Source organism: Actinacidiphila oryziradicis (assembly GCF_005047355.1).
Taxonomy (GTDB): Bacteria; Actinomycetota; Actinomycetes; order Streptomycetales; family Streptomycetaceae; genus Actinacidiphila; species Actinacidiphila oryziradicis.
Window position 1 is genome coordinate 34,646 of record NZ_SUMC01000041.1, and the last position, 22,592, is coordinate 57,237.

Annotated in this window: 18 protein-coding genes; 10 read left to right on the forward strand and 8 right to left on the reverse strand. The window is 70.5% G+C overall.

Going from position 1 to position 22,592, the window contains the following annotated elements; all coding sequences use genetic code 11:
• Positions 1-17: 17 nt before the first annotated feature.
• Genes FCI23_RS32665 through FCI23_RS32680 form a run of 4 tightly spaced genes read right to left on the reverse strand, consistent with a single transcriptional unit; the run spans position 18 to position 4,022 of the window.
• Positions 18-1,133 (reverse strand): acetamidase/formamidase family protein, encoded by a 1,116-nt coding sequence (locus FCI23_RS32665; protein WP_246144272.1) that lies wholly within the window; start codon positions 1,131-1,133, stop codon positions 18-20.
• Positions 1,130-1,540, reverse strand: a complete 411-nt coding sequence (locus tag FCI23_RS32670; RefSeq protein ID WP_136727635.1) for a RidA family protein — start codon at positions 1,538-1,540, stop codon at positions 1,130-1,132. The genes FCI23_RS32665 and FCI23_RS32670 overlap by 4 nt, the downstream gene beginning before the upstream one ends.
• Entirely contained in the window at positions 1,537-3,141 is a 1,605-nt protein-coding gene (locus FCI23_RS63190) for an amino acid ABC transporter permease/ATP-binding protein (protein WP_136727636.1), read from the reverse strand. The genes FCI23_RS32670 and FCI23_RS63190 overlap by 4 nt, the downstream gene beginning before the upstream one ends.
• Positions 3,141-4,022, reverse strand: coding sequence for an ABC transporter substrate-binding protein (locus tag FCI23_RS32680; RefSeq protein ID WP_211265540.1), 882 nt, complete (start codon positions 4,020-4,022; stop codon positions 3,141-3,143). The genes FCI23_RS63190 and FCI23_RS32680 overlap by 1 nt, the downstream gene beginning before the upstream one ends.
• 643 nt (positions 4,023-4,665) lie before the next feature.
• Between FCI23_RS32680 and rho the strand changes: the two genes are divergently transcribed.
• The 7 genes from rho to FCI23_RS32715 all read left to right on the forward strand — a co-directional run bounded on the left by rho (position 4,666) and on the right by FCI23_RS32715 (position 10,891).
• Positions 4,666-5,808: a transcription termination factor Rho gene (gene rho / locus FCI23_RS32685; protein ID WP_136727638.1), complete on the forward strand. Its 1,143-nt coding sequence runs from the start codon at positions 4,666-4,668 to the stop codon at positions 5,806-5,808.
• 51 nt (positions 5,809-5,859) lie between these two features.
• Positions 5,860-6,054, forward strand: a complete 195-nt coding sequence (locus FCI23_RS63195; RefSeq protein WP_211265541.1) for a hypothetical protein — start codon at positions 5,860-5,862, stop codon at positions 6,052-6,054.
• A 420-nt stretch (positions 6,055-6,474) separates the two neighbouring features.
• On the forward strand, positions 6,475-8,043 hold the full coding sequence (locus tag FCI23_RS32695) for a sensor histidine kinase (RefSeq protein ID WP_211265543.1): 1,569 nt from the start codon (positions 6,475-6,477) through the stop codon (positions 8,041-8,043).
• A 5-nt stretch (positions 8,044-8,048) separates the two neighbouring features.
• Positions 8,049-8,453: a roadblock/LC7 domain-containing protein gene (locus FCI23_RS32700; RefSeq protein ID WP_211265544.1), complete on the forward strand. Its 405-nt coding sequence runs from the start codon at positions 8,049-8,051 to the stop codon at positions 8,451-8,453.
• Positions 8,450-8,809, forward strand: a complete 360-nt coding sequence (locus FCI23_RS32705; protein ID WP_136727641.1) for a DUF742 domain-containing protein — start codon at positions 8,450-8,452, stop codon at positions 8,807-8,809. Before FCI23_RS32700 ends, FCI23_RS32705 begins: the two co-directional genes overlap by 4 nt.
• Positions 8,790-9,431, forward strand: a complete 642-nt coding sequence (locus tag FCI23_RS32710) for a GTP-binding protein (protein ID WP_136727642.1) — start codon at positions 8,790-8,792, stop codon at positions 9,429-9,431. Before FCI23_RS32705 ends, FCI23_RS32710 begins: the two co-directional genes overlap by 20 nt.
• Positions 9,428-10,891 carry a cytochrome P450 gene (locus tag FCI23_RS32715; RefSeq protein WP_407646062.1) on the forward strand — a complete coding sequence of 488 codons (1,464 nt, stop codon included), beginning with the start codon at positions 9,428-9,430 and terminating at the stop codon, positions 10,889-10,891. The genes FCI23_RS32710 and FCI23_RS32715 overlap by 4 nt, the downstream gene beginning before the upstream one ends.
• A 55-nt stretch (positions 10,892-10,946) precedes the next feature.
• Here FCI23_RS32715 and FCI23_RS32720 read toward each other — a convergent pair whose 3' ends face one another.
• Positions 10,947-11,894, reverse strand: coding sequence for a terpene synthase family protein (locus tag FCI23_RS32720; RefSeq protein WP_136727643.1), 948 nt, complete (start codon positions 11,892-11,894; stop codon positions 10,947-10,949).
• Positions 11,895-12,530: 636 nt separating this feature from the next.
• Here FCI23_RS32720 and FCI23_RS32725 point away from each other — a divergent pair.
• The gene (locus tag FCI23_RS32725; RefSeq protein ID WP_136727644.1) at positions 12,531-14,717 is read left to right on the forward strand and encodes a SpoIIE family protein phosphatase; all 2,187 of its coding nucleotides are present in this window, start codon (positions 12,531-12,533) and stop codon (positions 14,715-14,717) included.
• A 338-nt stretch (positions 14,718-15,055) separates the two neighbouring features.
• On the opposite strand, the gene FCI23_RS32730 is transcribed toward FCI23_RS32725, so the two are convergent.
• On the reverse strand, positions 15,056-16,267 hold the full coding sequence (locus tag FCI23_RS32730; protein ID WP_136727645.1) for a S8 family peptidase: 1,212 nt from the start codon (positions 16,265-16,267) through the stop codon (positions 15,056-15,058).
• 148 nt (positions 16,268-16,415) lie between these two features.
• On the reverse strand, positions 16,416-18,845 hold the full coding sequence (locus FCI23_RS32735) for an endonuclease/exonuclease/phosphatase family protein (RefSeq protein ID WP_136727646.1): 2,430 nt from the start codon (positions 18,843-18,845) through the stop codon (positions 16,416-16,418).
• Positions 18,846-19,077: 232 nt separating this feature from the next.
• Between FCI23_RS32735 and FCI23_RS32740 the strand changes: the two genes are divergently transcribed.
• Positions 19,078-19,959: an LLM class F420-dependent oxidoreductase gene (locus FCI23_RS32740; RefSeq protein WP_136727647.1), complete on the forward strand. Its 882-nt coding sequence runs from the start codon at positions 19,078-19,080 to the stop codon at positions 19,957-19,959.
• An 80-nt stretch (positions 19,960-20,039) separates the two neighbouring features.
• Positions 20,040-21,095: a DUF2786 domain-containing protein gene (locus FCI23_RS32745; RefSeq protein WP_136727663.1), complete on the forward strand. Its 1,056-nt coding sequence runs from the start codon at positions 20,040-20,042 to the stop codon at positions 21,093-21,095.
• A 233-nt stretch (positions 21,096-21,328) separates the two neighbouring features.
• Here FCI23_RS32745 and FCI23_RS32750 read toward each other — a convergent pair whose 3' ends face one another.
• Positions 21,329-22,552 (reverse strand): APC family permease, encoded by a 1,224-nt coding sequence (locus FCI23_RS32750; RefSeq protein ID WP_211265542.1) that lies wholly within the window; start codon positions 22,550-22,552, stop codon positions 21,329-21,331.
• Between the last annotated feature and the right edge of the window lie 40 nt (positions 22,553-22,592).

Below are 22,592 nucleotides of genomic sequence, written 5' to 3' on the forward strand. Positions count from 1 at the left end.
CCGAGAGTCTTCTACGATCATGTCCATGCGGCGAAGTCGCTCTTACGGATCAGGCAGTGGACGCCCTTGACGTCGTCCACCACCTGGGTCACCACGAAGTCCGCGGCGGCACTCAGATAGGCGTAGCCGTCGTCGGTCGGCACCTGGTACAGATCGGTGAGTACGCGAAGGGCCTCGCGGACCGCCTCGCGGAACGCCTCATTGAGGTCGCGGTGCAGGCCGAGCGCGATCCAGTGCTCCGAGGTCTCGCCGAAGGGCCGCTGCAGCAAGCCCAGCAGAGCGCGGCTTTCCTCCGCCGGCAGCACCGTCGCACGCAGGGTCGCGCGCAGCGGGGCCTCCAGCGCGGTGAGAGCCACCTCGCCGTGCCCCTGGGCGTAGTGCGGGTCTCCCATGAACAGCCCGGCGCCGTCCACCTGCACCGGCAGGTACAGGCTGGTGCCCGCGACCAGGTCCTTGACGTCCATGTTGCCGCCGAACGGCCCGGGCGGCACGGAGTTGAGGGCAGTGGCACCACTGGGCGTCACCCCGATGAGCCCGAGGAACGGCGCGAGGGGAAAGCGCAGCTCCCGGCCGCCCGGCACCGCCAGGCTCCCTGTGAAGTCCGCCGAGGCCCGGCAGAACTTGGAGACGTGGCCGGCCTTCTCCGGGTCGCTCGGATCGGGCTCGAAGCCGGCGTACGGCAGCGGCGGGAGCTCCCCGGCCAGGGCGCCGTAACCGTGCCTGCTGGAGATGACTCCGTACGGCGCTCGCGGCACGAGCTCCAGGAAGTCGATCTTCAGTACGTCGCCGGGCCTGGCCCCGCTGACCGCGATCGGCCCGGTGACGACATGCGGTCCGTCGGCACTTGCGTCGCGGACGGGGAATCCGGCCGCGATGTCGACGGCGTCGCGCAACACGTCGTCGGGGCCGACCCCGAACTGTCCGAAGAAGGTCCGGGGATCTCTGCCGTGGTCCTCCACGATGCCCTCGTGCGAGACGGTGTCCACGGTGATCGTCTCCCCGGAGCCCATCTCGGCGATCTGTGTGGCGCCCTCGGTGGGGAGCCATCCCCAGGTGACCGTTTCGACGGTCGACGCCAGGTAGTGCCGGCCGGGGATGGGTCCCTCGTGGGGCTGAAGGAGGGGCATGTTCATGACTCGTTCCTCTCCGGTATTCCGGCGATCAGGTCAATCTCGATTTCGGCGCCCACGGCCAGCCCGGTGACGCCGACGCATGTGCGGCTCGGCAGGGGGCCGCCGAACCATGTTTCGTAGGCCTTGTTGAAGACGCCGAAGTCGTCGAAGGAGGTCAGGTAGACCCGGACCATCAGCGCGTCATCGAGCGTGAGGCCGAACTGCCGGAGTACGGCCTCCAGATTGCGGCACACCTGCTCCGCCTGGGCGACCACACCGCCCTCCACCAACCGGCCTGTCGCCGGGTCGGTGGGCATCTGCCCGGTGATGAAGACCAGCGATCCGAAGCGGGTCGCGTGCGCGAACGGGCCCACCTGCGGCGGCACTCCGTCCTCGGGCGAGAAGACGAAGGTCTCTTTCTCTGTCATGCGACCTCTCCAACGCTTTCCGCGCCCATGATCCGCAGGAACCGCGCGGTGGCCGGGTGCTTGGGACGGGTGAGGATCTCCTCGGCGGGCCCCTCCTCGGTGACGGACCCGTCACTCATGAACACGACCCGGTCGGCGACCTCCTGAGCGAAGCGCAGCTGGTGGGTGGCGATGAGCATGGTCAGCCCGTCCTCGCGGGCGAGCCCGCGGATCACCTCGAGCACTTCGTGGATGAGTTCCGGGTCGAGGGCCGACGTCGGCTCGTCGAGCAGCAGCACCCGGGGGTTGGGCGCGAGCGCCCGGGCGATGGCCACGCGCTGCTGCTGACCGCCCGACAGGTGCCGCGGCAGGGCGTCCGCCCGATGGGCCAGACCGACCTGTTCCAGCAGCTCGTCCGCCCTGCTTTCGGCCCGCGCGGCCGGCATCCCGTGCACCCACCGCAGCGGTCCCGCCACGTTCTCACGGGCGGTGAGGTGGCTGAAGAGGTTGAAGTGCTGGAAGACCATGCCAACTCCGGCCTGCGCGCGGGCACCGGCGACCTTCGTGGGGGAGAGCGGCCTGCCGTCGTCCGTGTAGCCGATACGGCGGCCGCCGATCAGGACCGCCCCCGACTCCACGTCCTCCAGGTGGTTGATGCCGCGCAGCAGCGTGCTCTTGCCGGACCCGCTGGGGCCGAGCAGAGCGACGACCTCGCCGGTCGTCACGGTCATGTCCAGCCCGTTGAGCACGACGTGCTCCCCGTACCGCTTGTGCAGGTCGCGGACCTCGACGGCCGCCGGGGCGCCGTTGAGCGCCGCGGCGCGGGCTTCCCGTTCCCACGGCTCGGGCGGGGCCGGCGGCAGCCATGGTTCCTCGGCCTCGGCGGGCGCCGCGGCACCGGCGTCCTTCTCCGCGAGCGGTGCGACCGGCCGGCGGACCGGCAGCAGCCGGGCCGCCCACGACCGGGACGCGGGGCGATCCAGGTCCAGCGCGCGCTCGGCCGCCAGCTGTATGGCGCTGATGGCTCCGGTGAGGGCGAGATACATCACCCCTGACGCGAAGAAGATCGAGAAGAAGTCGAAGGTGGACGAGGCGAGCTGGGTGCTGCGCAGGGTCAGTTCCTGGACGGCGATGAACGAGGCGAGCGAGGAGTTCTTGAGCGTCGTCACGGCTTCGTTGCCGAGGGCCGGGACCATCAGGCGGATCGCCTGCGGAGCGACAACGCGCCTCATGATCACGCGCGGTGTCATACCGAGCGCCTGGCCGGCGGTGACCTGGCCCTTGTCCACCCCGAGCACACCGGACCGGAAGACCTCCGCGATGAAGGTGGCCTCGTTGGCCGCGAGCGCGAGTCCGGCCGCCATCATCGGGCTCAGCATGAGCCCGATGTGCGGCAGGGCGTCGTAGGCGAAGACCAGCTGCAGGATCAGCGGGGTGCCCCGGAAGATGACCGTGTATCCGCGCGCCACCGCGGACAGCGCCCGATGCCTGGACAACTGCATGCTCGCCAGTGCCAACCCCAGCACCAGACCGCCGAGCAGCCCCAGCGCGGTCAGCTGCAGGGTGATGAGGATGCCCTGCAGCAGATACGGCATCTCCAGGTAGTGAAGGAAGCCGGACATCAGCCGGTCACCAGCTTGGGTGCCTCCAGAGTGCCCGTCTGAAGCGCCCACTTCTTGAGCAGCTTCGTCTCGGTGCCGCTCTTCTGTACCTCGGTGACCGCGGCCTTGATGGCGTCGCGGAACTGGGTCTTGTTCTTCGGTACGGCGATGCCGATGGAGTACGGCAGCGTCACGGCGGTCGCCTTGTCCAGGGTCCCCGGGTTCGCTTTGACCGCCTGGTCCACGGTGTTGACGTCGTTGATGTAGGTGTCCGCCCGGCCGGCGAGGATCGCCTGGATGCACTGGGCGTTGTTGTCGTACAGCTGCACCTGCGGAGCAGGACGGCCGGCGGCCTTGCACGCACTGGCGAGGTTCTGGACGAGCGGCACCTCGACGAAGCCGGTGTTGAGCGCGGCCGTGGACCCGCAGAGGGAGGTGTTGATGCCCGTGAGCTTCTTCGGGTTGCCCTTGCGCACCAGCACTCCGTCGTAGACCTTGGAGTAGGTGACGAAGTCCGCCGCCTTGGCGCGCTGGGCGGTGGCGTAGATGTCGGAGATGACGAGGTCGGCCTGGCCGCTCTGCAGCGTGGTCAGCAGCGCCGGGAAGGCCACCGCCTTGTAGTTCAGCTTGAAGCCCAGACAGTCGCCCAGGGCGGTGCCGAGATCGATGTCGAATCCGACGTATTTGCTCGGATCCTTGGGATCGAGTGCCTCGTAGCCCGGCGTGTGCGGGTTGATCGCGTTCGTGAACGTCTTGCCCTTGAGCGTCGGGTACGTGGTCTGCAGCTGCTTGCAGGCGGCCGAGACCGGGGCGGTGGATGCTGCGGCGTTTGTTGTCGAGCCGGAGCCCGAGCCCGAGCTTGAGCCGCAGGCCGTCAGAAGGGCGAGTGAAGCGGCGGACACCGCTGCTATCGGCAGAAGGTGGCGCATAGGGCTGTGCCTCTCGGTCACTGGTGCGGGGGAGTCAGTGGACGGATGGTCCGACCAATTCAGAGTCACCTGCGAACGCCCGTCCGTCAGTAGCCGACCGCAAACGTTAACCCGTTCTTACAGGAATGCAACAAACTGAGGCCGCCATGGAGGTCCCGGACATCCAGGCGAAACCGGACCGCCGCAAATGCTGCGGCCGGCCGCGGCGTCACGTCACGTCCTCCCCGGCGGGTACCCGCCGGTTCGGTGAGTGCTCGTCGAACCGGCACGGGAGGAGCTTCCGTCGGACCGAGGCCCGAGCCCGAGCCTGGGCCCGAGCCCGGGCCCGAGCTTGGGCCCGAGGGCGGATGGCGGGCGCGCCCCTGGCCGTGCGGGCGTTCATGGCGTTTCCGCTCCCGGGGTGTTATCATGGGAACCAGCACTTGTGTACGCCGGTCTCCGGCGCCGGTGCTTCAATGCCCTTGACGGCGCGGCTGGGCCCGTCCTTCTCTGATCGGCAATCCAGCGCTGTCGTACTTACCTCCCCGGCCCCTGGCCTCCCGCGTGTGGCGTGGTTTTTCCGCCCCCGCCGGACCGCCGGGCCTCTGTCTCACCTTGTCCGTTGAAAGGACTCTGCATGACCAGCACTCTTGAACGCCCGCTTGCCCGCCAACAGCACCTTCAGGCCGTCCCGGTCGCCGGGGTCCTCGACATCGTGAACAGCCAGGGCTTCCTGCGCGCCGCCGGCTATCTGCCTACGTCGGGTGACGTACAGGTGCCGCCGGCTCAGATCCATCAGTACGGCCTGCGCAAGGGCGACGCCATCGAAGGCGTCACGGGCCGGCCGCGTTCACTCGCCCAGGTGGAGCGTGTCAACGGCCGTCCGCCCGAGGCACTGCGCGGACGGGTGCACTTCGGCGACCTGACCCCGCTCCACCCCCGGCAGCGGCTGGGACTGGAGACCTCGGCCGGCATTCTGACGACCCGTGTCGTCGACCTGGTCGCCCCCGTCGGGAAAGGGCAGCGCGGCCTGATCGTGGCGCCCCCCAGGACCGGCAAGACCGTGCTCCTGCAACAACTCGCCGCCGCCGTCGCCGACAACCACCCCGATTGCCATCTGATGGTGGTCCTGCTCGACGAGCGGCCCGAGGAAGTCACCGACATGCGCCGCTCCGTACGCGGCGAGGTGCTCGCCTCGACCTTCGACCGCCCGGCCAAGGAGCACATCGCGCTCGCCGAACTCGCCGTGGAACGCGCCAAGCGGCTGGTCGAACTCGGCCAGGACGTGGTCATCCTCCTGGACTCCCTGACCCGGCTGTGCCGGGCCTACAACAACGCGGCTGCCAGCGGTGGCCGCACCCTCACCGGCGGCGTCGACGCCGCAGCCCTGCAAGGGCCCAAGCGGCTCTTCGGCACGGCGCGCCTCGCCGAGGAGGGCGGCTCGCTGACCATTCTCGCCACCGCGCTGGTGGACACCGGCTCCCGGGCCGACGACTACTACTTCGAGGAGTTGAAGGGCACCGGCAACATGGAGCTGCGGCTGGACCGTTCGCTCGCGGACAAGCGGATCTTCCCGGCGATCGATGTCATCCAGTCCGGCACCCGGCGTGAGGAACTCCTGCTTCCGGCGGCGGAACTGACAGCCGTGCACGGATTGCGCCGGGCCCTGCTCGGCAGGGAGTCGCACACGACGCTCGAGGTGCTGCTGGAGAAGATCAAGAAGACGCCGAGCAACGCGGCGTTCCTCCAGCAGATCCACCAGACCGTCCCCGGTGCCTGAGTCCCGGCGCCTGACCCCCGGGCGCCGGGCGGGCCTGCGCGGTCGGCCCTCATGCCATCAGCGCGGGACGCGTCCCAGGGATTCGGATACTTTCCTGCCAGGCGTTTTCCTGGCGAGCTGATCGGCGAGCAGGCGCTGCTGGTGATCCTTGGCGACGACGGGCTGGACATCGCCGCCCTGCACCGCGAGGCCCCGGCCTCGGTCGAGCGTCTGGCCAAGCTCCTGGACGTGAGCCCCACGACGTAGCGCCTGTGGACGGGGGACCGCGCCCTCGCGCCGCACGAGCCCCAACCGCCCAAGGCACTCGTACGCACGCTCGTGACTCAAACCAGTATCCCTGATCGAAATGGGGAGCGTATTCGGTCGATACGAAGCTGTATTCGATAGCGCAAACGCACGTACGTATCTTTCTGAACGTATGACCGAAGCAAGCGCATTCCGCCAACTGCCGTGAATCGAATACCCAGTGACGGTGACTCAGTACGTATGGGAACCCGTTATGCTGCTTGCGGCTCAGCGTGACGGGGCAATTGCCGTACGTTGTTGCCACTGATCGCTGCCGCTGCTCGGGCCGTGCGTTTTGGGCCCCCGCGGGCCGTCGTCGGCGCCGTATTCATTTGCGTTGTCGTTCCAGTTCCATAGTCTTTTGATGGTTTGAGGATGCTGATGGTTCATGCTGGATCGTCACCCGGAGGCCAACGCCGTGCCTCTGCCCTTGTGTGGTTACTGCCTTCGGTGGTGACCGCTGCGGCTGCCGCGCTCACCGTGCTGGCCGTTGATGCCGGGGCGCGCACCGCCGTCATGTGGTGCGGCGTGGCCGCGACCATAGCCGTGGCGGTCATAGCCGCGGAGACCGCCCGCCGAGGGCGGGCGCTCGCCGCGATGCGCGAGCGGCTCGCCGAGCGGGAGGCCGCGCTGCAGCATCAGCTGGGGCGGCAGGAGGCCGAGACGGTACGGCTGGCCGAGAAGCTGCTGCCACAGGTGGTGGCCCGGATGCAGCAGGGCAATTTCGCCGACGACGCATTGTCCAGGGTGAGTTACGAGAACGAAGAAGACCTCAGCGCCGACTTCAAGGCCGCGCACGGCGAGGTGCTGCGTTCGGTCGTGGAGGCGGTTCAGGCCGAGGAGGATCTGCGCGAGTCCGCGCAGCGGGCGTTCGTGAACATCGCCCGCCGTGTGCAGGCGATCGTGCACCAGCAGGCGACCGACCTGCGGGCGATGGAGGACCGGCACGGCCGGGACGCGATGGTCTTCGGAGACCTGCTGAAGCTCGACCACGGCACCGCGCTCATCGGCCGCCTCGCCGACTCCATCGCTGTGCTCGGCGGTGCCCGCCCCGGCCGCCAGTGGAGCCGGGCCGTGCCGCTGTTCAGCGTGCTGCGCGGCGCCATGTCGCGGATCGTGGAATACCAGCGCGTCGACCTTCACGCGGTGACCGAGATCGCCGTCACCGGCCCCGCCGTCGAGCCGCTGATCCACGCGCTCGCTGAGCTGCTCGACAACGCGACCCGCTACTCGCCGCCGCAGACCCGGGTGCACCTGACCGCGGTCGAGGTGCAGTCCGGGATCGCCATCGAGATCGAGGACGGCGGCGTCAGCCTGAGCGAGGAGGCCCGGTCCAGGGCCGAGCGGATGCTCCAGCAGGCGCAGGCCGGTATCGACCTCAACGACCTGGGCGAGACCCCGCGCCTCGGCCTGGCCGTGGTCGGCAGGCTGGCGCAGGCGTACGGGTTCCAGGTGTCGCTGCGCTCGTCCGCGTACGGCGGTGTGCGCGCCGTGCTGATCGTGCCGCAGGATTTGGTCACCACGGCCCCGGCGACCGGCCGGGCGCACGGTATCGGCGCCTCGTCCGGGCCGCGCCCGGAGCCGCTTCCCACCACTGCGGCCCCGGCCCCGGAGGCTGCGCCGGCCGCCGCGCCGGTCCGGGCCGCCCGGCCGGTCACCGGGCCCCGGCCCGTCGAGCTGGACGACGATGCCCCGATCGTCACCGAGCGCAACTCCAACGGCCTGCCTCAGCGCCGCCGTCGTACCCCGACGGTTCCGACGGCCCGGACGGCCGACGCGCCTGCCGCCGCCGGTCCTGTCACTGCTTCGCCTGCCTCGGCGACGGACGAGCAGCAGCCCGTGCAGCCCGGTATGTGGCTGGCGGACTTCATGAGCGGAGTGAACGGTGAGACCCCGACGACCGCTCCTGTCCGCCAAAACAGTGACGAGTCGTCAGATAAGGGTGAGTAGCCGTGATGCAGCAGCGGGCCAATATGGACTGGATGCTCAAGGACCTGGCGGAGAGCGTTCCGCAGACCCGTCAGGTGGTGGTGCTGTCGGCGGACGGCCTGCGGATGGCCCAGTACGGCGCCGACACCGACAGCGCCGACCGTCTGGCGGCGGCCTGTGCCGGGCTGCAGAGCCTGGCGGTCGCGGTCGCCTCCGAGTTCCCGGGCAGCGACGGTCGGATGCGGCTGGTGGTGATCGAGGTCACCGGCGGCCTCTTCTACCTGATGGCGGCCGGCGCCGGAGCGTATCTGGCGGTACTGGCCGACGACGGGGTTGACGCCGGGCTGATCGGAGCGCGGATGCGCGACCTGGTGGCCCGGATCGGTGAACACCTCAGCAGCCCACCGCGTAGCGACGGGCAGGTTGCATGAGTGATTCGGACCCGGGGTGGGGGGAGGACGATCCCGAGCGGCTGTATGTGATCACGGGGGGGCGCAGTGCCTCCGGCGGGGATGCCGGTCTCGACCTGGTCACGTTGATCGTGGCCCAGTCGGGGCCCCGGCCGGGGATGCAGCCGGAACACGCCGCGATCGTACGGATGTGCCACTCCCCTCTGTCGGTGGCCGAGATCTCCGCATATCTGTGCCTGCCGATCAGCGTGGTGACCGTACTCCTCGCCGATCTGCTGGGCGACAAAAAGGTGGTGGCCCGCGCGCCGGTGCCGCCCGCCCTACTTCCTGACGCTGCACTGCTGGAGGCGGTGATGCATGGACTTCAAAAGCTCTGACACCGTCGGCGTGACCGACACGGTCGTGGGGCCGCGGACCGAGGACATATTGCCGTCATCGGCCACAGCCGCGGTGAAGGTCGTGATCGTGGGCGGCTTCGGGGTCGGCAAGACGACCCTGGTCGGTTCGGTGAGCGAGATCCGTCCGCTCACCACCGAGGAGACCATGACCCAGGCCGGCGTCGGTGTCGATGACACCGTCGGCATCGAACGCAAGAGCGCGACGACGGTCGCGATGGACTTCGGACGGATCAGCCTCAACGAGGAGCTGGTGCTGTATCTGTTCGGCACACCGGGCCAGCAGCGTTTCTGGTTTCTGTGGAACGGCCTGTTCGAGGGCGCCCTGGGCGCGGTGGTACTCGTCGACACCCGCCGCCTGGAGGTCAGCTTCGATGTCATCGGGCGGCTGGAGGAGCGCGGTGTGCCCTTCGTCGTCGCGATAAACACCTTCGCTGAGGCGCCCGGCTACCCCTTCGAGGACCTGCGGGCGGCCCTGGACCTGCCGCCTTATGTACCGATTGTCAACTGTGACGCCCGGCTGCGTTCGTCCAGCCGTGACGTGCTGATGACGCTGATGCGCTATCTCCACTCCCTCGCCGTGACTCCGGAGCCCACATCGTGACCTCCCCCTCGTTCTCCTCCGACGCCGACAGCGCCGTCGGCCCCACGCCCGCGGCCTCCGCCGCCCCGCCCCCCGGCTGCCCCGCGCACGGCCTGGGCCCCGGCGGTCTGCGACGGCTCTTCGGGCACGAGGCCGAGACCGACCCCATGGGGCTGTACGAGAGGCTGCGCGCCGAACACGGCCCGGTCGCCCCGGTCCTGGTCAACGGCGACATCCCGGCCTGGATCGTGCTCGGCCACCGGGAGAACATGGAGCTCGCCCGCACACCGTCCCGGTTCTCCCGGGACTCCCGGCACTGGCGCGAGATGCAGGAGGGGAAGGTCCCGCCGGACCACCCGCTGGCCCCCCTCACCACCTGGCAGCCGATCGCCAACCTCACCGAGGGCGAGGAGCACGAGCGGTACCGCAAGGCGATCACCGAGTCCATGGGACGGTTCGACCGGCGCGGTATCCGCCGCCATGTGACCCGCTTCGCCAACCAGTTGGTCGACGAGTTCTCCGCCGACGGCCGGGCCGAGCTGGTCAGCCAGTTCTCCGAGCACCTGCCGATGCTCGCCATGACGCAGCTGCTCGGCATGCCCGACGAGTACGGCCCCCGTCTCGTCTCCGCCGCCCGCGACATGCTCAAGGGCACCGAGACGGCCGTCGCCAGCAACGAGTACGTCGTCATGACGCTGCGGCAGACGGTCGCGAACAAGCGTGAGAAGCCCGCCCAGGACTTCACCACCTGGCTCATCACCCACCACTCCGAGCTCAGCGACGAGGAGCTGGAGCAGCACTTGCGGCTGGTCCTCATCGCCGCCTTCGAGACCACCGCGAACCTGATCACCAACACCCTGCGGATGGTGCTCACCGACCACCGCTTCCGTGCCAATCTGGCCGGCGGCCACATGACCCTCCCGGACGCGCTGGAGCAGGTGCTCTGGGACGAGCCGCCCTTCATCACCCTCCTCGGCCGCTGGGCCACCGGCGACACCGAGCTCGGCGGCAAGCCCATCCGCAAGGGCGACCTGATCATCTCCGGGCTCGCCGCCGGCAATGTCGACCCCGAGATCCGCCCCGATCTCTCGGTGCCCGTGCACGGCAACCGCTCGCACCTCGCCTTCAGCGGCGGCCCCCACGAATGCCCCGGCCAGGACATGGCCCGCGCGATCGCCGACACCGGCATCGACGCCCTGCTCGCACGGCTGCCCGATCTCCGGCTCGCCGTCCCCGAGGGCGAACTGCGCTGGGTCTCCTCCATCATGTCCCGGCACCTCGTCGCCCTGCCGGTGGAATTCAGCCCCCACCGTGCCATCGCCCAGGGCGGCACCACCGGCCAGACCGAACTCCCGCTCACCGTCGCCACGGCCGGGGCGCCCCTTCCGGATGCCGCGGTTGTCGCCGTGGCGGGGGTGAGCGAGCCGCAGCTGCGCAGGTCGTGGTGGGTCAGGCTGCTGCGGAGCCTGCGCCGCCACTGACGCGCTGACGCGCGGGCAATCCAGCCCGTCCGGCGTTTGAGGACCGGGCACCGCGCTAGCGGTTCAGCTGGTCCCACCACCAGGCGATGGTCGGGATGGGCAACGGTTCCAGGCTGTCGTCGTAGGGGCTCGGCTTCCACCAGCCGGTGCCCGAGGGTATGCCGTCGGCGTAGCGGGCGCAGACCTGGGCCCAGTCGAGGTGGCCGCGGACGAACTGGGCGAGGCCGTCGAGGTAGCGGCGGAGAACGTCGTTGGCGGTCGGGAGGACCTGCTCGCGGAGCCGGAGGAAGAGGACCATGACGCGGTCGCGCATCATATTGGCCTCTTCGAGGGCGTAGGCCGCTTCGTGGCCCCGCTCGTGGACAAGGACGTCGACAAGGTTGAGGTGGTCCTCGGCGCGCAGGATCTCCTTGTTGCGGGAGTAGAAGTCGTTGTCCCAGCTGACCAGGGTCCAGGTCATCTCGGTGAGGGCGCGGACCTCGGGCCGCTCCAGGTCGTGGTCGGAGACCTGGAAGCCGCCCACTATGTCGATCATTGTCGTGGACGGCGCCATGCCGATCGCGCGCATCCACATCGTGACGTAGTCGTTGAGCGACGGCAGTACAGGATCGTGGCGGCAGGCCGCTTCCCAGACCAGGCCGGAGAGGTAGGTGCGCATGCCCTCGGTCCAGCGCCGGACCTGGCTCGGGGTGGCGTGCTGGGCGAGCTCCAGCCGGATCTCGCGGAGGGCGGCGGCCCATGGGGTGTCATCGGGCCACTGGGGAGCGGGGGCCTCCAGGGCGCGCAGGATGCGCTGGGTCTCATGGGCGAGGCCGTGTGCGGTGGCACCGACCTCGTCGCAGAGGCCGTCGTCGAGCGAGAAGAGCACCGAGTGCAGCTTGGCCATGAGGGTCAGCGGGGCTGACTGGCCGTAGGGCATGGTCTTGGCGGTGAGGCCGCCGAAGTCGCAGAGCGCGAGACGCTGGCGCTGCCGGTGGTCGGTGTCGAGGCCGTGTTGGAACATCCACGCGATGGACGCTGTATCGAATGCGCGTTCACCTGGATGTACGGCAGGGGCTATCGGGCAGTAAAAGGGCTTGACGGCCAGGGCTTGCACCGGTGTCTGCGGTGATTCTTGAACTGGTGTTCGAGTTTCCGCGCGCGCGGTATCCGCTAAGTCCGTCATGCTCTTCTTCTCCTTGTCGGCGGCATGCCTGGCCTCCTGTGTACCGGCCGGAAGGTGATTTTTCGGCCAACGGAAGACGTCCGTCCACCATTACTCTCAATTGCGGATGTGTCGATTAACCACCTGATCAAATGGCTGAATTGACCATTTCTGGGTGTTGGTTGGCGCGAACATGCACCTGGCAAAGCCGTCGCACGCGCCAGGACTTCATGGGCGGTGTGCAGGGCTGTGCGCCGTGGTGATGGAGTTGTCACGGAGCGCACGGGTGCGCCCGCGCTGCGCGGTGCCCGATCGGCGGAGGGGCTTGAAAGTGCCTCCCAGGGAAGATCGGCCTGGGGGTGATGAATACCGGATTGGCCGTTCTGGGGTGGTCTCCGGGGCCCGGGAGAGGGAGGATGCAGAGGGTGGAGCCGTGTATTCCGGACCTGCGGAGGACCCGGGCCGGGGCGCGGTGTGGGCGAGAGACAGGCAGGTATGGAAGCAGACCCGGCCCAAAGGCCGGACGGCACCGGCACGGCCTCGGCCGCCGAATTGCGGGACTGGACGCTGGCCCAGATACCCATCCCGCTGGCGGTCTACGACCATGAGGCGCGGCTGGTGGAGGCGAACGACGCCATGGGGCGGCAGATCGGCATGCCCATGGACAAGCTGGTCGGCAAGCGGCTCAAGGACTTCATGCCACTGCCGGCCTTCGCCGAGTACGACCGGCTTCAGGAGCAGGTGATCCGGACCGGCGAGACGGTACGCCTGGAAACCTACGCCCGCGCCCCCGGCGACACCCGCGAGCACGCCTGGACGATGTACTTCTTCCCGCTGAAGGACGAGACCGGCCGGGTCCACGGCGTATCCGCCGCCGTCTTCGACACCACCGAGCAGTTGCGGGCCCGCGAGCGGCTCGCCGTGCTCAACGAAGCCAGTAAGAGCATCGGCAGCACCCTCGACGTCACCCGCACCGCCCAGGAGCTGGCCGAGGCCTCCGCCGGGAGACTCGCCGACTTCGTCAGCGTCGACCTGTTCGAGTCCGTACTGCAGGGTGAGGAGCCCGCGCCGCCCGCCGACGGGCAACCGGTCGAGCTGCGCCGGACCGCGCACCAGTCGGTCCTGGACGGGGCCCCCGAATCGGTGGTGGCGGTGGGCAGCACGCACAGCTACCCCGACTACATCGCCCGCGCGGTCGTCAGCGGCCGGGCCACCCGGCACTCGGTCGGCGACCCGGTGATCCGCAGATGGATCGCGAACGACCCGATCCGCGCCCGCGCGGCCAAGGAAGTAGGCGTGCACTCGCTGATGTTCGTGCCACTGCGGGCCCGTGGCACCACCCTCGGCATGGCCTTCTTCATCCGCCATCGCACCCCGGATCCCTTCAGCTCGGACGACCTCCTCCTGGCCGACGAGATCACCGCGCGAGCCGCCGTAAGCATCGACAACGCCCGCCGCTTCACCCGTGAGCGCAAGACCTCCCTGGCCCTCCAGCGCAGTCTGCTCCCGCAGCGCCTGCCCCGCCAGGCCGCTGTCGAGGTCGCCTCCCGCTATCTGCCCGCCGACTCCCAGGCAGGCGTCGGCGGTGACTGGTTCGACGTCATCCAGCTCTCCAGCGCCCGCGTCGCGCTCGTCGTCGGCGATGTCGTCGGCCACGGCATCCATGCCTCCGCCCACATGGGACGCCTGCGCACCGCGGTCCGCACGCTCGCCGACGTCGATCTGCCGCCCGCCGAACTCCTCACCCAGCTCGACGACCTCGTGCTGCGCCTGGACCGCGAGCAGGACACCGCGGGCCGCCTCGCCGGTGACGTCGGCGAGGTCGGCGCCAGCTGCCTCTACGCCGTCTACGACCCCGTCTCCCGCCGAGCCACCGTCGCCCGGGCCGGGCACCCCCCGCCCGTCGTCGTGCGCCCCGACGGCACCGCCGACTTCCTGGACCTACCGCAGGGGCCGCGGCTCGGCGTGGGCGGCCTGCCCTTCGAGTCCGCCGAGGTGGAGCTTCCCGAGGGCAGCCTGCTCGCCCTCTACACCGACGGCCTCGTCGAGTCCGCCGAGCGCTCCATGGACGACGGGTTCGGCCTGCTGCGCCGCACCCTCCAGGACCCCGGGTCCTCACTGGAGGACCTCTGCGAACAGGTAATCCGCGAGCTCCGGCCGAATCGCCGGGTCGACGACATGGCCCTGGTCCTCGCCCGCACCCGGGCGCTGGACGCCGGGCAGGTCGCCATCTGGGACCTGGAGGCCAAGCCGGCCGTGGTCGCCGAGGCCCGCAAACAGGTCAGCGAGCAGCTGTCGACCTGGGGCCTGGGCGAGGTCGCCTTCACCACCGAGCTCGTCGTCAGCGAGCTCGTCACCAACGCCATCCGTTACGCCGGCGGCCCCATCCAGCTCCGTCTCATCCATGACGCCACCCTCATCGTCGAGGTCTCCGACGCCAGCTCCACAGCCCCCCACCTGCGTCGGGCCCGTATCTTCGACGAAGGCGGCCGGGGCCTGCTCCTGGTCGCCCAGCTCACCCAGCGCTGGGGCAGCAGGCAGACCCCCGCCGGCAAGACCATCTGGGCCGAGCAGACCCTGGGGAGCGAGGCGCTACCGGAGGCTGCCCAGCAGGATGCCGCTTCGCCAGTACTTCTGCGGGGCGAACATGAAGACCAGACCGCGGATGATGGACAGCATTGAATCCTCCCCCAGTTGAAGCAGCGGGATTCCTGGCTCACGCTGCCTGCGGGTCAGCGACCCAGCAGGTCTTCCACGATCAACGCCAGCCGGGTTGAAACCAGCCTGGGTCGCTACAGCAAAGCTCGGAGGTGCGTGTGCTGTCTTGGCTCTCGATCAGCACGGTTTACGCGCTTCGTTCTCGCAACGCACGGCGCTCGGTGTACCCGACCGGGTGGGCGGTCTTTCGCCCTGGGGGCGAAACCCCGTTCCCTGCCCTGCTCCGCAGGAGTCCGATTCCTCCCCGGCCTGAAGGCCGGGGCATCCTCGGAGGTTCCCGGTGACCCACCGGCGGAGAAACGTCACAGCCCTCCGGTGAAGGCGAGCTTCCGGGGCGTGCCCCAGGGCGCGGCCAGCGGGACATTGGGGGTGGCGTTGTCGACGAGCCACTTCTTGAGGGTCTCGAAGGGGACATCGCCGTGCGTGGCCTTGTAGAGGACCGCGATGCCGGTGACGTGCGGGGCGGCCATGGAGGAGCCGTTCATGTCGGCGTACGAGTTGTCCAGGTAGGCCGAGGTGATGCCGACACCGGGGGCGTTGAGATTGACGCAGCTGCCGTAGTTGCTGAAGGACGCCTTGCGGTCGTTCTCGTCGGTGGCGGCGACGGTGAAGGCCTGGGAGGCGCTGGCGGGGGAGGTGATGCAGGCGTTGACGTTGTCGTTGCCGGCCGCGACGACCGGGAAGACGCCTGAGCGGGCGAGGCCGTCCACGGCACTGTTCATGGTCGGCGAGTAGTAGCCGCCGAGTGAGAGATTGGCGACGGCGGGCTTCTTGGCGTTGGCGGCCACCCAGTTCATCCCGGCGATGACGCCGGAGTTGGGGCCGGTGTTCGTACAGTCCAGGACCTTGACGGAGACCAGCGTCGCCTGCCGGGCCACCCCGGTCGTCGTACCGCCGATGGTGCCCGCCACATGGGTGCCGTGACCGGCGCAGTCCTCGCCGTTGCCGGCCGGGTTGGTCTGGTCCGTGCCGGGGACGGCCCGGCCGCCGAACTCGGGATGGGTGTACTCGATGCCGCTGTCGATGACGTACGCGGTGACCTTGCCGCCGGTCGACTTGACGGAGAAGCCGTGCTGGTTGGGCGCCTGCTGGTTGATCCGCTCCAGGCCCCACGGGGTGCCGCGGCCCGCCCGACGGACCGTGCGGGCAGCGATCCGCTCCTCCGGCGGGACCGTCACCGTCGAGTCCTGCTCGACGGCGGCGACCGACTTGATGCCCCGTACGGTGGCGAGCTGCGGCCCGGTCAGGGGCGCCGCGAAGCCCAGCAGGGCGCTCCGGTACACGTAACGGGGCGTCACCCCCACCTTGTCGGTGACCGTCTTCGGGTCGGCGCCCGGCGTGAGTGTGATGATGTACTCCCCCGGGATGGCGTCCCGCACGGAAAGCAACGGGGCGGGGACAGCCCTGGTGCCCGGCGTGGGAGCGGGAGAGGCGGCCGTAGCGGCCGGCACGGCGAGCGCGGCGACCGCCGCCGCCACGGCGGCGAAGGCGGTCCAGCGGCGGGACAGACGCATTGCGGCGAGCTCCTTGACAGGCTGGTGATCCTTACGCCCCCTCAGAGCCTGTCTACAGCGGTGCCGTCCGCCCTGCGAGCGCTGCTGGGCCAAACGCGTGCCAGGGCCTGTCCGGCGGACAGGCCCTGGGCCCAGCAGCCGCCCGGTACTACTTCCGGTGCTTGCCGCAGTTCTTGACGTCGATCCGTACGATCTGCGGATCGTGGTCGCTGGCCTGGTCGGCGAACTCGGCGTTGAGGTGCACCACGTCGTAGTCCACGTCGTCCAGTGCGGGGCTGGTCAGGATGTGGTCGAGGGTCTGGGAATTGCCCTCGTAGACATAGGTGTAGCGCTCGTCGGCCGGGAGGGTGGTCAGCAGGTCGGTGAGGACGCCACCATTCGTGAGGATGGCATCGGTGTTCGAGAACTCGTAGTCGTTGAGGTCACCGAGCACCACGACCTTGGCGTTCTTGTCGGCCGCGAGCAGCTGGGCGGTGAAGTCATGGACCTCTGCCGCCTGCAGTACGCGCTTGGTCTCCGAGCTGCGCACCGGCGGCTGGTAGCGGCTGGTCATCGGCTGGTCGCCGCCCTTGGAGGCGAAGTGATTGGCGATGACGAAGACGCTCTCGCCCTGGAAACGGAATTCGCCCGCCAGCGGCTTGCGGCTGTCGGCCCAGGCGGCGTCGTTCGTGGGGTCGATCCGGCCGGGAGAGACGGAGAGCCGCACGCCGTGCTTGGTCTTCACAGCGGCGACGGCGGTGGTGGAGTCGCCGCCGGCGCGGTCGGTGAAGGAGACCCGCTTGGGGTTGAAGAGGAAGACCTGGCGGATGTTGCCGCCGGGCTCGCCGCCGTCCTGGTCATTGACCGGGTTGATCGAGCGCCAGTCGTAGCGGGGGCCGCCGGCCGCGACGATGGCGTCGGTGAACTTGACTATGGTCTGGTCGGCGGCGACGGTGCCGTCGTCGGTGGCGCCGTTGTTGTCCTGGATCTCTTCCAGGGCGACGATGTCGGGCGAGGAGAGGTTGACGGCGACGCCCTCGGCGAGCCGGGCGAACTTCGCGTCGCTGTCGCCCGGGTCCAGGTTCTGCACGTTGTACGTGGCGACGGCCAGCTCGTCGCGCCGCTGCTTCTTGGTGACCTCGCGGGTGATGCCGCCGGAGGTGAGCGTGCCGACGGCGGTGGCCTGGAGGTTGTAGCCGCCGTAGGTGTCGTAGTCCAGCGGTCCGGTGGTGGTGCCGGCGAGGGTGTCACCGACGTTCGCGGTCGGGACGGGGTTCGCGGGGTCGAGTGACATCACCTTGACGCGGCCGGTGTTGGGCTGGTCGTAGGAGCCGTAGACGGTGCCGCCGCGCACGGACGGGTTCTCGCCGGGCTTGGCGGTGACCCATACCTCGCCGTACGCGGTGGTGGCGCCGACCACGCGGGCGTTGTCGACCTGGACGCGCTCGCCCTCCAGGGACTCGTAGAAGTCCAGGGCGTACGTCGTCGGGTTCAGGGCGAGCGATTCGATGCTGCCGCCGTCGGCGGCGGCGGGCGTGTACTCGGCGGGTATGGACGAGGCGTCCAGGGTGACGGCCGCCGGGAGCGCGTTGCCGGAGGAGAGAACGGTGACGGCGGGGCTGCTCAGCTCGGTGACGGACTGGGCGGTGCTGCTCGGGTAGTACTCGCTGACCTTGCCGCTGACCAGCACCGAGTCCCCGACCGCGACCGTCGGCGCGGCGCTGCCGGTGTAGACGAACACGCCCTCACTGGTGCGCGGGTCCGCGTCCGGCGCCGGGTCCTGGATCCAGTACCCCTTCGAGCCCGACGTACGGACGCCGGTCACGATGCCCGGCAGCCCGGTCACCTTCTGCCCGGCGAGCGGTGAGAGCCGGGTCGTGCCCTGCACATCGTGGATCCGGAACGCTCCCGGCTCGGTCGGGCCCGTCGGGCCTCCGCCGTCACCGCCGGAAGCCGTCTCGCCCGCCGAGTTGACGGCGGCCGGGGCGGCGGCGGTGAAGTCCGCCGAGTTGTCGTCCGTGTCGGCCAGACTCGCCGCTCGGGCCACGGCGGTGGTGTTGCTCGCGGCCGGTGCGGCCGTGCCCTCCCTGACCACGGCGGTGCCATAGCCCAGCAGGTCGACCACCCGCCTGTCGCCGGTGCAGTCCGCGGCTGTCTTGCAGGTCAGCGCTGTTGTGCCGGACACCAGCGCGACCGTGCCGCTCGCCGCCGCCATCGAGATCGTGCCGGTGGCGTCGGCGGTCGGCAGCGCCGTCGTACCGCCGCTGCCCGCCGCCTCGGCGACCAGATAGCTGCCGCCGGGCGCCAGCGCGCCGGTGAGCGGCGTGACCTGCCACGCCGAGCTCGCGCTCGCGGCGGCGGGCAGGTACTGGACGCTGTAGCCGTCCAGGGGGTATGCGGTCGTCGAGCGGTTCGCCAGCTCGACGAAGTCGCGGGTCAGTGTCGCGCTGGAGTTGCCCCCGCCGCCGTACGCCTCGGAGATCACGGCAGTGGCGGAGGGCGCGGCGAACGCCGCCGGGAGCGGGGTCAGCACGAGCGAGGTGGCGATCGCGGCCGGTATCAGCGCGATGCGGCGTCTGGGCGTTCGGGCGTGGGCCATGGGCGGTTTCGTCTCCTTCAGCCTGAAGTCGGCCCAAGTTACGCGCGTAGAACTGGACATGACAAGATGTCGGAGGTTAAATCTGTGCGTCGGGCCAATGCGTCGGGATAACCCTCGACGCCTCCCGGCTGCGCCTTTGGTGCCGCCGGCAAGGGCTGACGGCCTTGACCTGGAGCACGCTCCAAGGCATACCGTCGTGACTGTCTAGACGACGACGCGGACGGAGACCCACGTGCGACTGGGTGTACACATCAACAAGTTCGATCACCCCCAGGGGTCCGCCGGTCTCGGGCCGGAGCTGGCCGCGGCCGGCGCGGCCGCGGAGGCAGCCGGCGTGAGCTGGCTGTCGGTGATGGACCACTACTTCCAGATGGAGCACAACGGCGGCGCCGAGGCCGCGATGCTGGAGTGCTACACGACGCTGGGCTACCTCGCGGCCCACACCTCCTCGGTGCGGCTCGGGGTGCTCGTCACCGGGACGACCTACCGCCACCCCGGGCTGCTGGCGAAGATCGCCACCACGCTCGACATCCTCTCCGGCGGCCGGGCGACCCTGGGCATCGGCGCCGCGTGGTACGAGCGCGAGCACCAGGGCCTGGGCGTGCCGTTCCCGCCGCTCGCCGAGCGCTTCGAGCGCCTGGAGGAGACGCTGCGCATCTGTCTGCAGATGTGGGACCAGGACAACAACGGCCCCTTCGAGGGGAAGCACTACCAACTCGCCGAGACCAGGTGCACGCCGCCGCCCGTGAGCGCGCCGCGCCCCGAGATCATGATCGGGGGCGGGGGCGAGAAGAAGACGCTCCGGCTGGTCGCCCAGTACGGGGACGCCTGCAACCTCTTCGGCTCGTCCCAGGCCGAGGTCGCCCACAAGCTCGACGTGCTGCGCAGGCACTGCGACGAGGCCGGACGCGACTACTCCCGCATCCGCAAGACCATGATCTACGTCGGTGCCTCGATCCGGGACGGTGACATCGACGCGTTCGTCGACGACATGGCCGGCTACGCCAAGCTCGGCATCGAGACCGCCATCGTCGCGCCGGAGGACGCCGTCGCGGCCACGTGGATCGAGAGCCGCTGCGCACCCGCGGCACGGCGCCTGGCCGAGCTCGGCTGACCGCGCACTGACCCAACGGGGCCCCGCCCGGGGGAGGGCGGTCGGCGCCGGATGCGATGCTGGGCGGCGTGGCAGCACGTATGAACGAAACAGCACAGGCTGTCGAGGCGGCGTACCTCGGGGCGCTGAACGCCCCCGACCGGGGCGTTGAGGCGGCGGTCGACGCCGGGGCGTCGGTGATAGCGGCGGCGCCCGGCGGCCTGGCGGCGGCCGAGGCGCTGGCGGCGCGGGTGGTGCGGGCGTGCGAGGACCGGGGGTGGCTGGCGGCGGACCTGGTACGGATGGCGCGGCGCGAGCTGGGGGCGGCCCATGTGCGGCCGGCCGAGGAGCTGAGCGGGGGCGGGGGCCTGCGGCTGGAGAGGCTCGACCGGTTCGGGGCGGCGACGTGTGTACTGGAGCTGCTGCGGTTGTGGGGGCGGCTGCCGAGGATCACGCCGCTGGCGGTACCCGCCGGGGACCACCGGGGCGGTGAGCACAAGATGCTGGGGCGGATCCGGGCGCTGCTCGCCAAGGCCGAGTCGACGGCCTTCCCGGAGGAGGCGGAAGCGCTCAGCGCGAAAGCGCAGCACCTGATGGCGCGGCACAGCATCGACGAGGCGCTGCTCGCGGGAGCGGCCGGAGCGGGGGCGACGGGGGACGGCCCCGGGGCGCGGCGGGTCGGGGTGGACCCGCCGTACGAGGGGGCGAAGGCGCTGCTGCTGGACGCGGTGGCGGCGGCGAACCGGTGCCAGGCGGTGTGGTCGTCGGAGTTCGGATTCTCGACGGTCGTCGGATACGAGGCCGACCTCGAAGCCGTCGAGCTGCTCTACACCTCGCTGCTGGTGCAGGCGGACAAGGCGCTGAACCGGGGCCGTTCCCGGTCGAAGAACTTCCGGCAGTCCTTCCTGATCGCCTACGCCGGCCGGATCCGGGAGCGGCTGGCCGCCGCGACCGGGGAGGCGGCGGCCGAGGCGGCGGCGGAGGAGGAGGCCGCCGGGCCCCGGCTGCTCCCCGTACTGGCCGCACGCGAGGTCGCGGTCGGGGCCGCCGCCCAGCGGATGTTCCCCGAGACGACCACCCACCGCCTCCGGGTCCGGGACGGCGAGGGCTGGGAGCACGGCACAGCGGCGGCGGACCGGGCTGCCCTGGGGCGGTGAGTACGGGGCCGCCGGGGCGTTACGGCATGTCCGGCCTCTGCGGCCGATATGCCGCCGGCGCGGCGTGGCCGTGGCGGTCGCGCCGCCCGGCACCGGCACACGCGTCGTTGTCGTCGGTCGACGATGGTGCCGTCGCCGTCTCCGCCAGCCACCGCTGTGAGGGAGGTACCACCACCTCCGCCCCTCCCTGCGGTCGCAGGGATCCCCTCCCGCGGAGCCCGGCCGGGCAGGCCCTACGTGCGGGCCGCGCGCACCCCGTACGCGGCCGCGCCCACCGCCAGCACCGCGATGCCGGCCACGACGGACGACGGCGGAAGAGCGAAGGCCAGCGTCACACACCCGGCCAGCCCGAGGGCCGGGACGACGCGGGGCAGGCGGCCTTCGTCGGCCCGCAGCGTCCATGCGCTGGCATTGGCGATCGCGTAGTAGGCGAGGACGCCGAATGACGAGAAGCCGATCGCGCCACGCAGGTCCGCCCCGGTGGCCAGGACCGCCAGCACCACCGCGCCGACGGCGAGTTCGGCATGGCGCAGGTTCGCCAGGCCCGTCGGCAGATACCGGTCGCGTGCCATCGCCAGCGTCGTACGCGATACGCCGAGAATGAGCGCCAGCAGCGAGCCCAGCGCGGCGACAGCGGCCCCGACGCGCACCACCGGCGCCAGCCCGGGTGCCCCCGCCGCGCGCACGGCTTCCGCCAGCGGCGCGGCGGCATGCCCGAGCCGGTCCGGGCCCAGCACCGCCAGTACGGCGGCGGCCACGGCCGCGTACACCACCAGGGTGATCCCCAGCGCGACCGGGATCGCCCTCGGGATCGTCCGGGCCGGGTCCCGGACCTCCTCCCCGAGCGTCGCGATCCGCGCGTATCCCGCGAAGGCGAAGAACAGCAGTCCCGCCGCCTCCAGCACCCCTTCCGCGGACGCGTCGCCGCCCAACTCCAGCCGTGCCGCCCGCGCGCTGCCTCCCGCGAACGAGGCGACCGCCACCGCTGCCAGCACCGCCAGCACGATCGCCACGATCGCCCGGGTGAGCCACGCCGCCTTCTGCACGCCCAGGTAGTTGACGGCGGTCAGCGCCACCACCGCCGCCACGGCGACCGCGCGCTCCTGTCCCGGCCATATATAGGAGCCGGCGGTCAGCGCCATCGCCGCGCACGACGCCGTCTTCCCCACCACGAAGCTCCAGCCGGCGAGATATCCCCAGACACGCCCAAGCCGCTCCCGCCCGTACACATATGTGCCGCCCGACGCCGGATACAGCGCCGCCAGCCGTGCTGAAGACATCGCATTGCAGTACGCGACGACGGCTGCCGCCGCCAGCCCCACCAGCAGCCCCGACCCGGCCACCCGCGCCGCCGGGGCGAACGCGGCGAACACTCCTGCTCCCAGCATCGAGCCGAGACCGATCGTGACGGCGTCGAGGACGCCGAGCCGGCGGTGGAGCTCTTGCGGTTGGGCCATGCACATATGGTGCCTGGCGCGGTTTGTCGCCCGCGCGGCG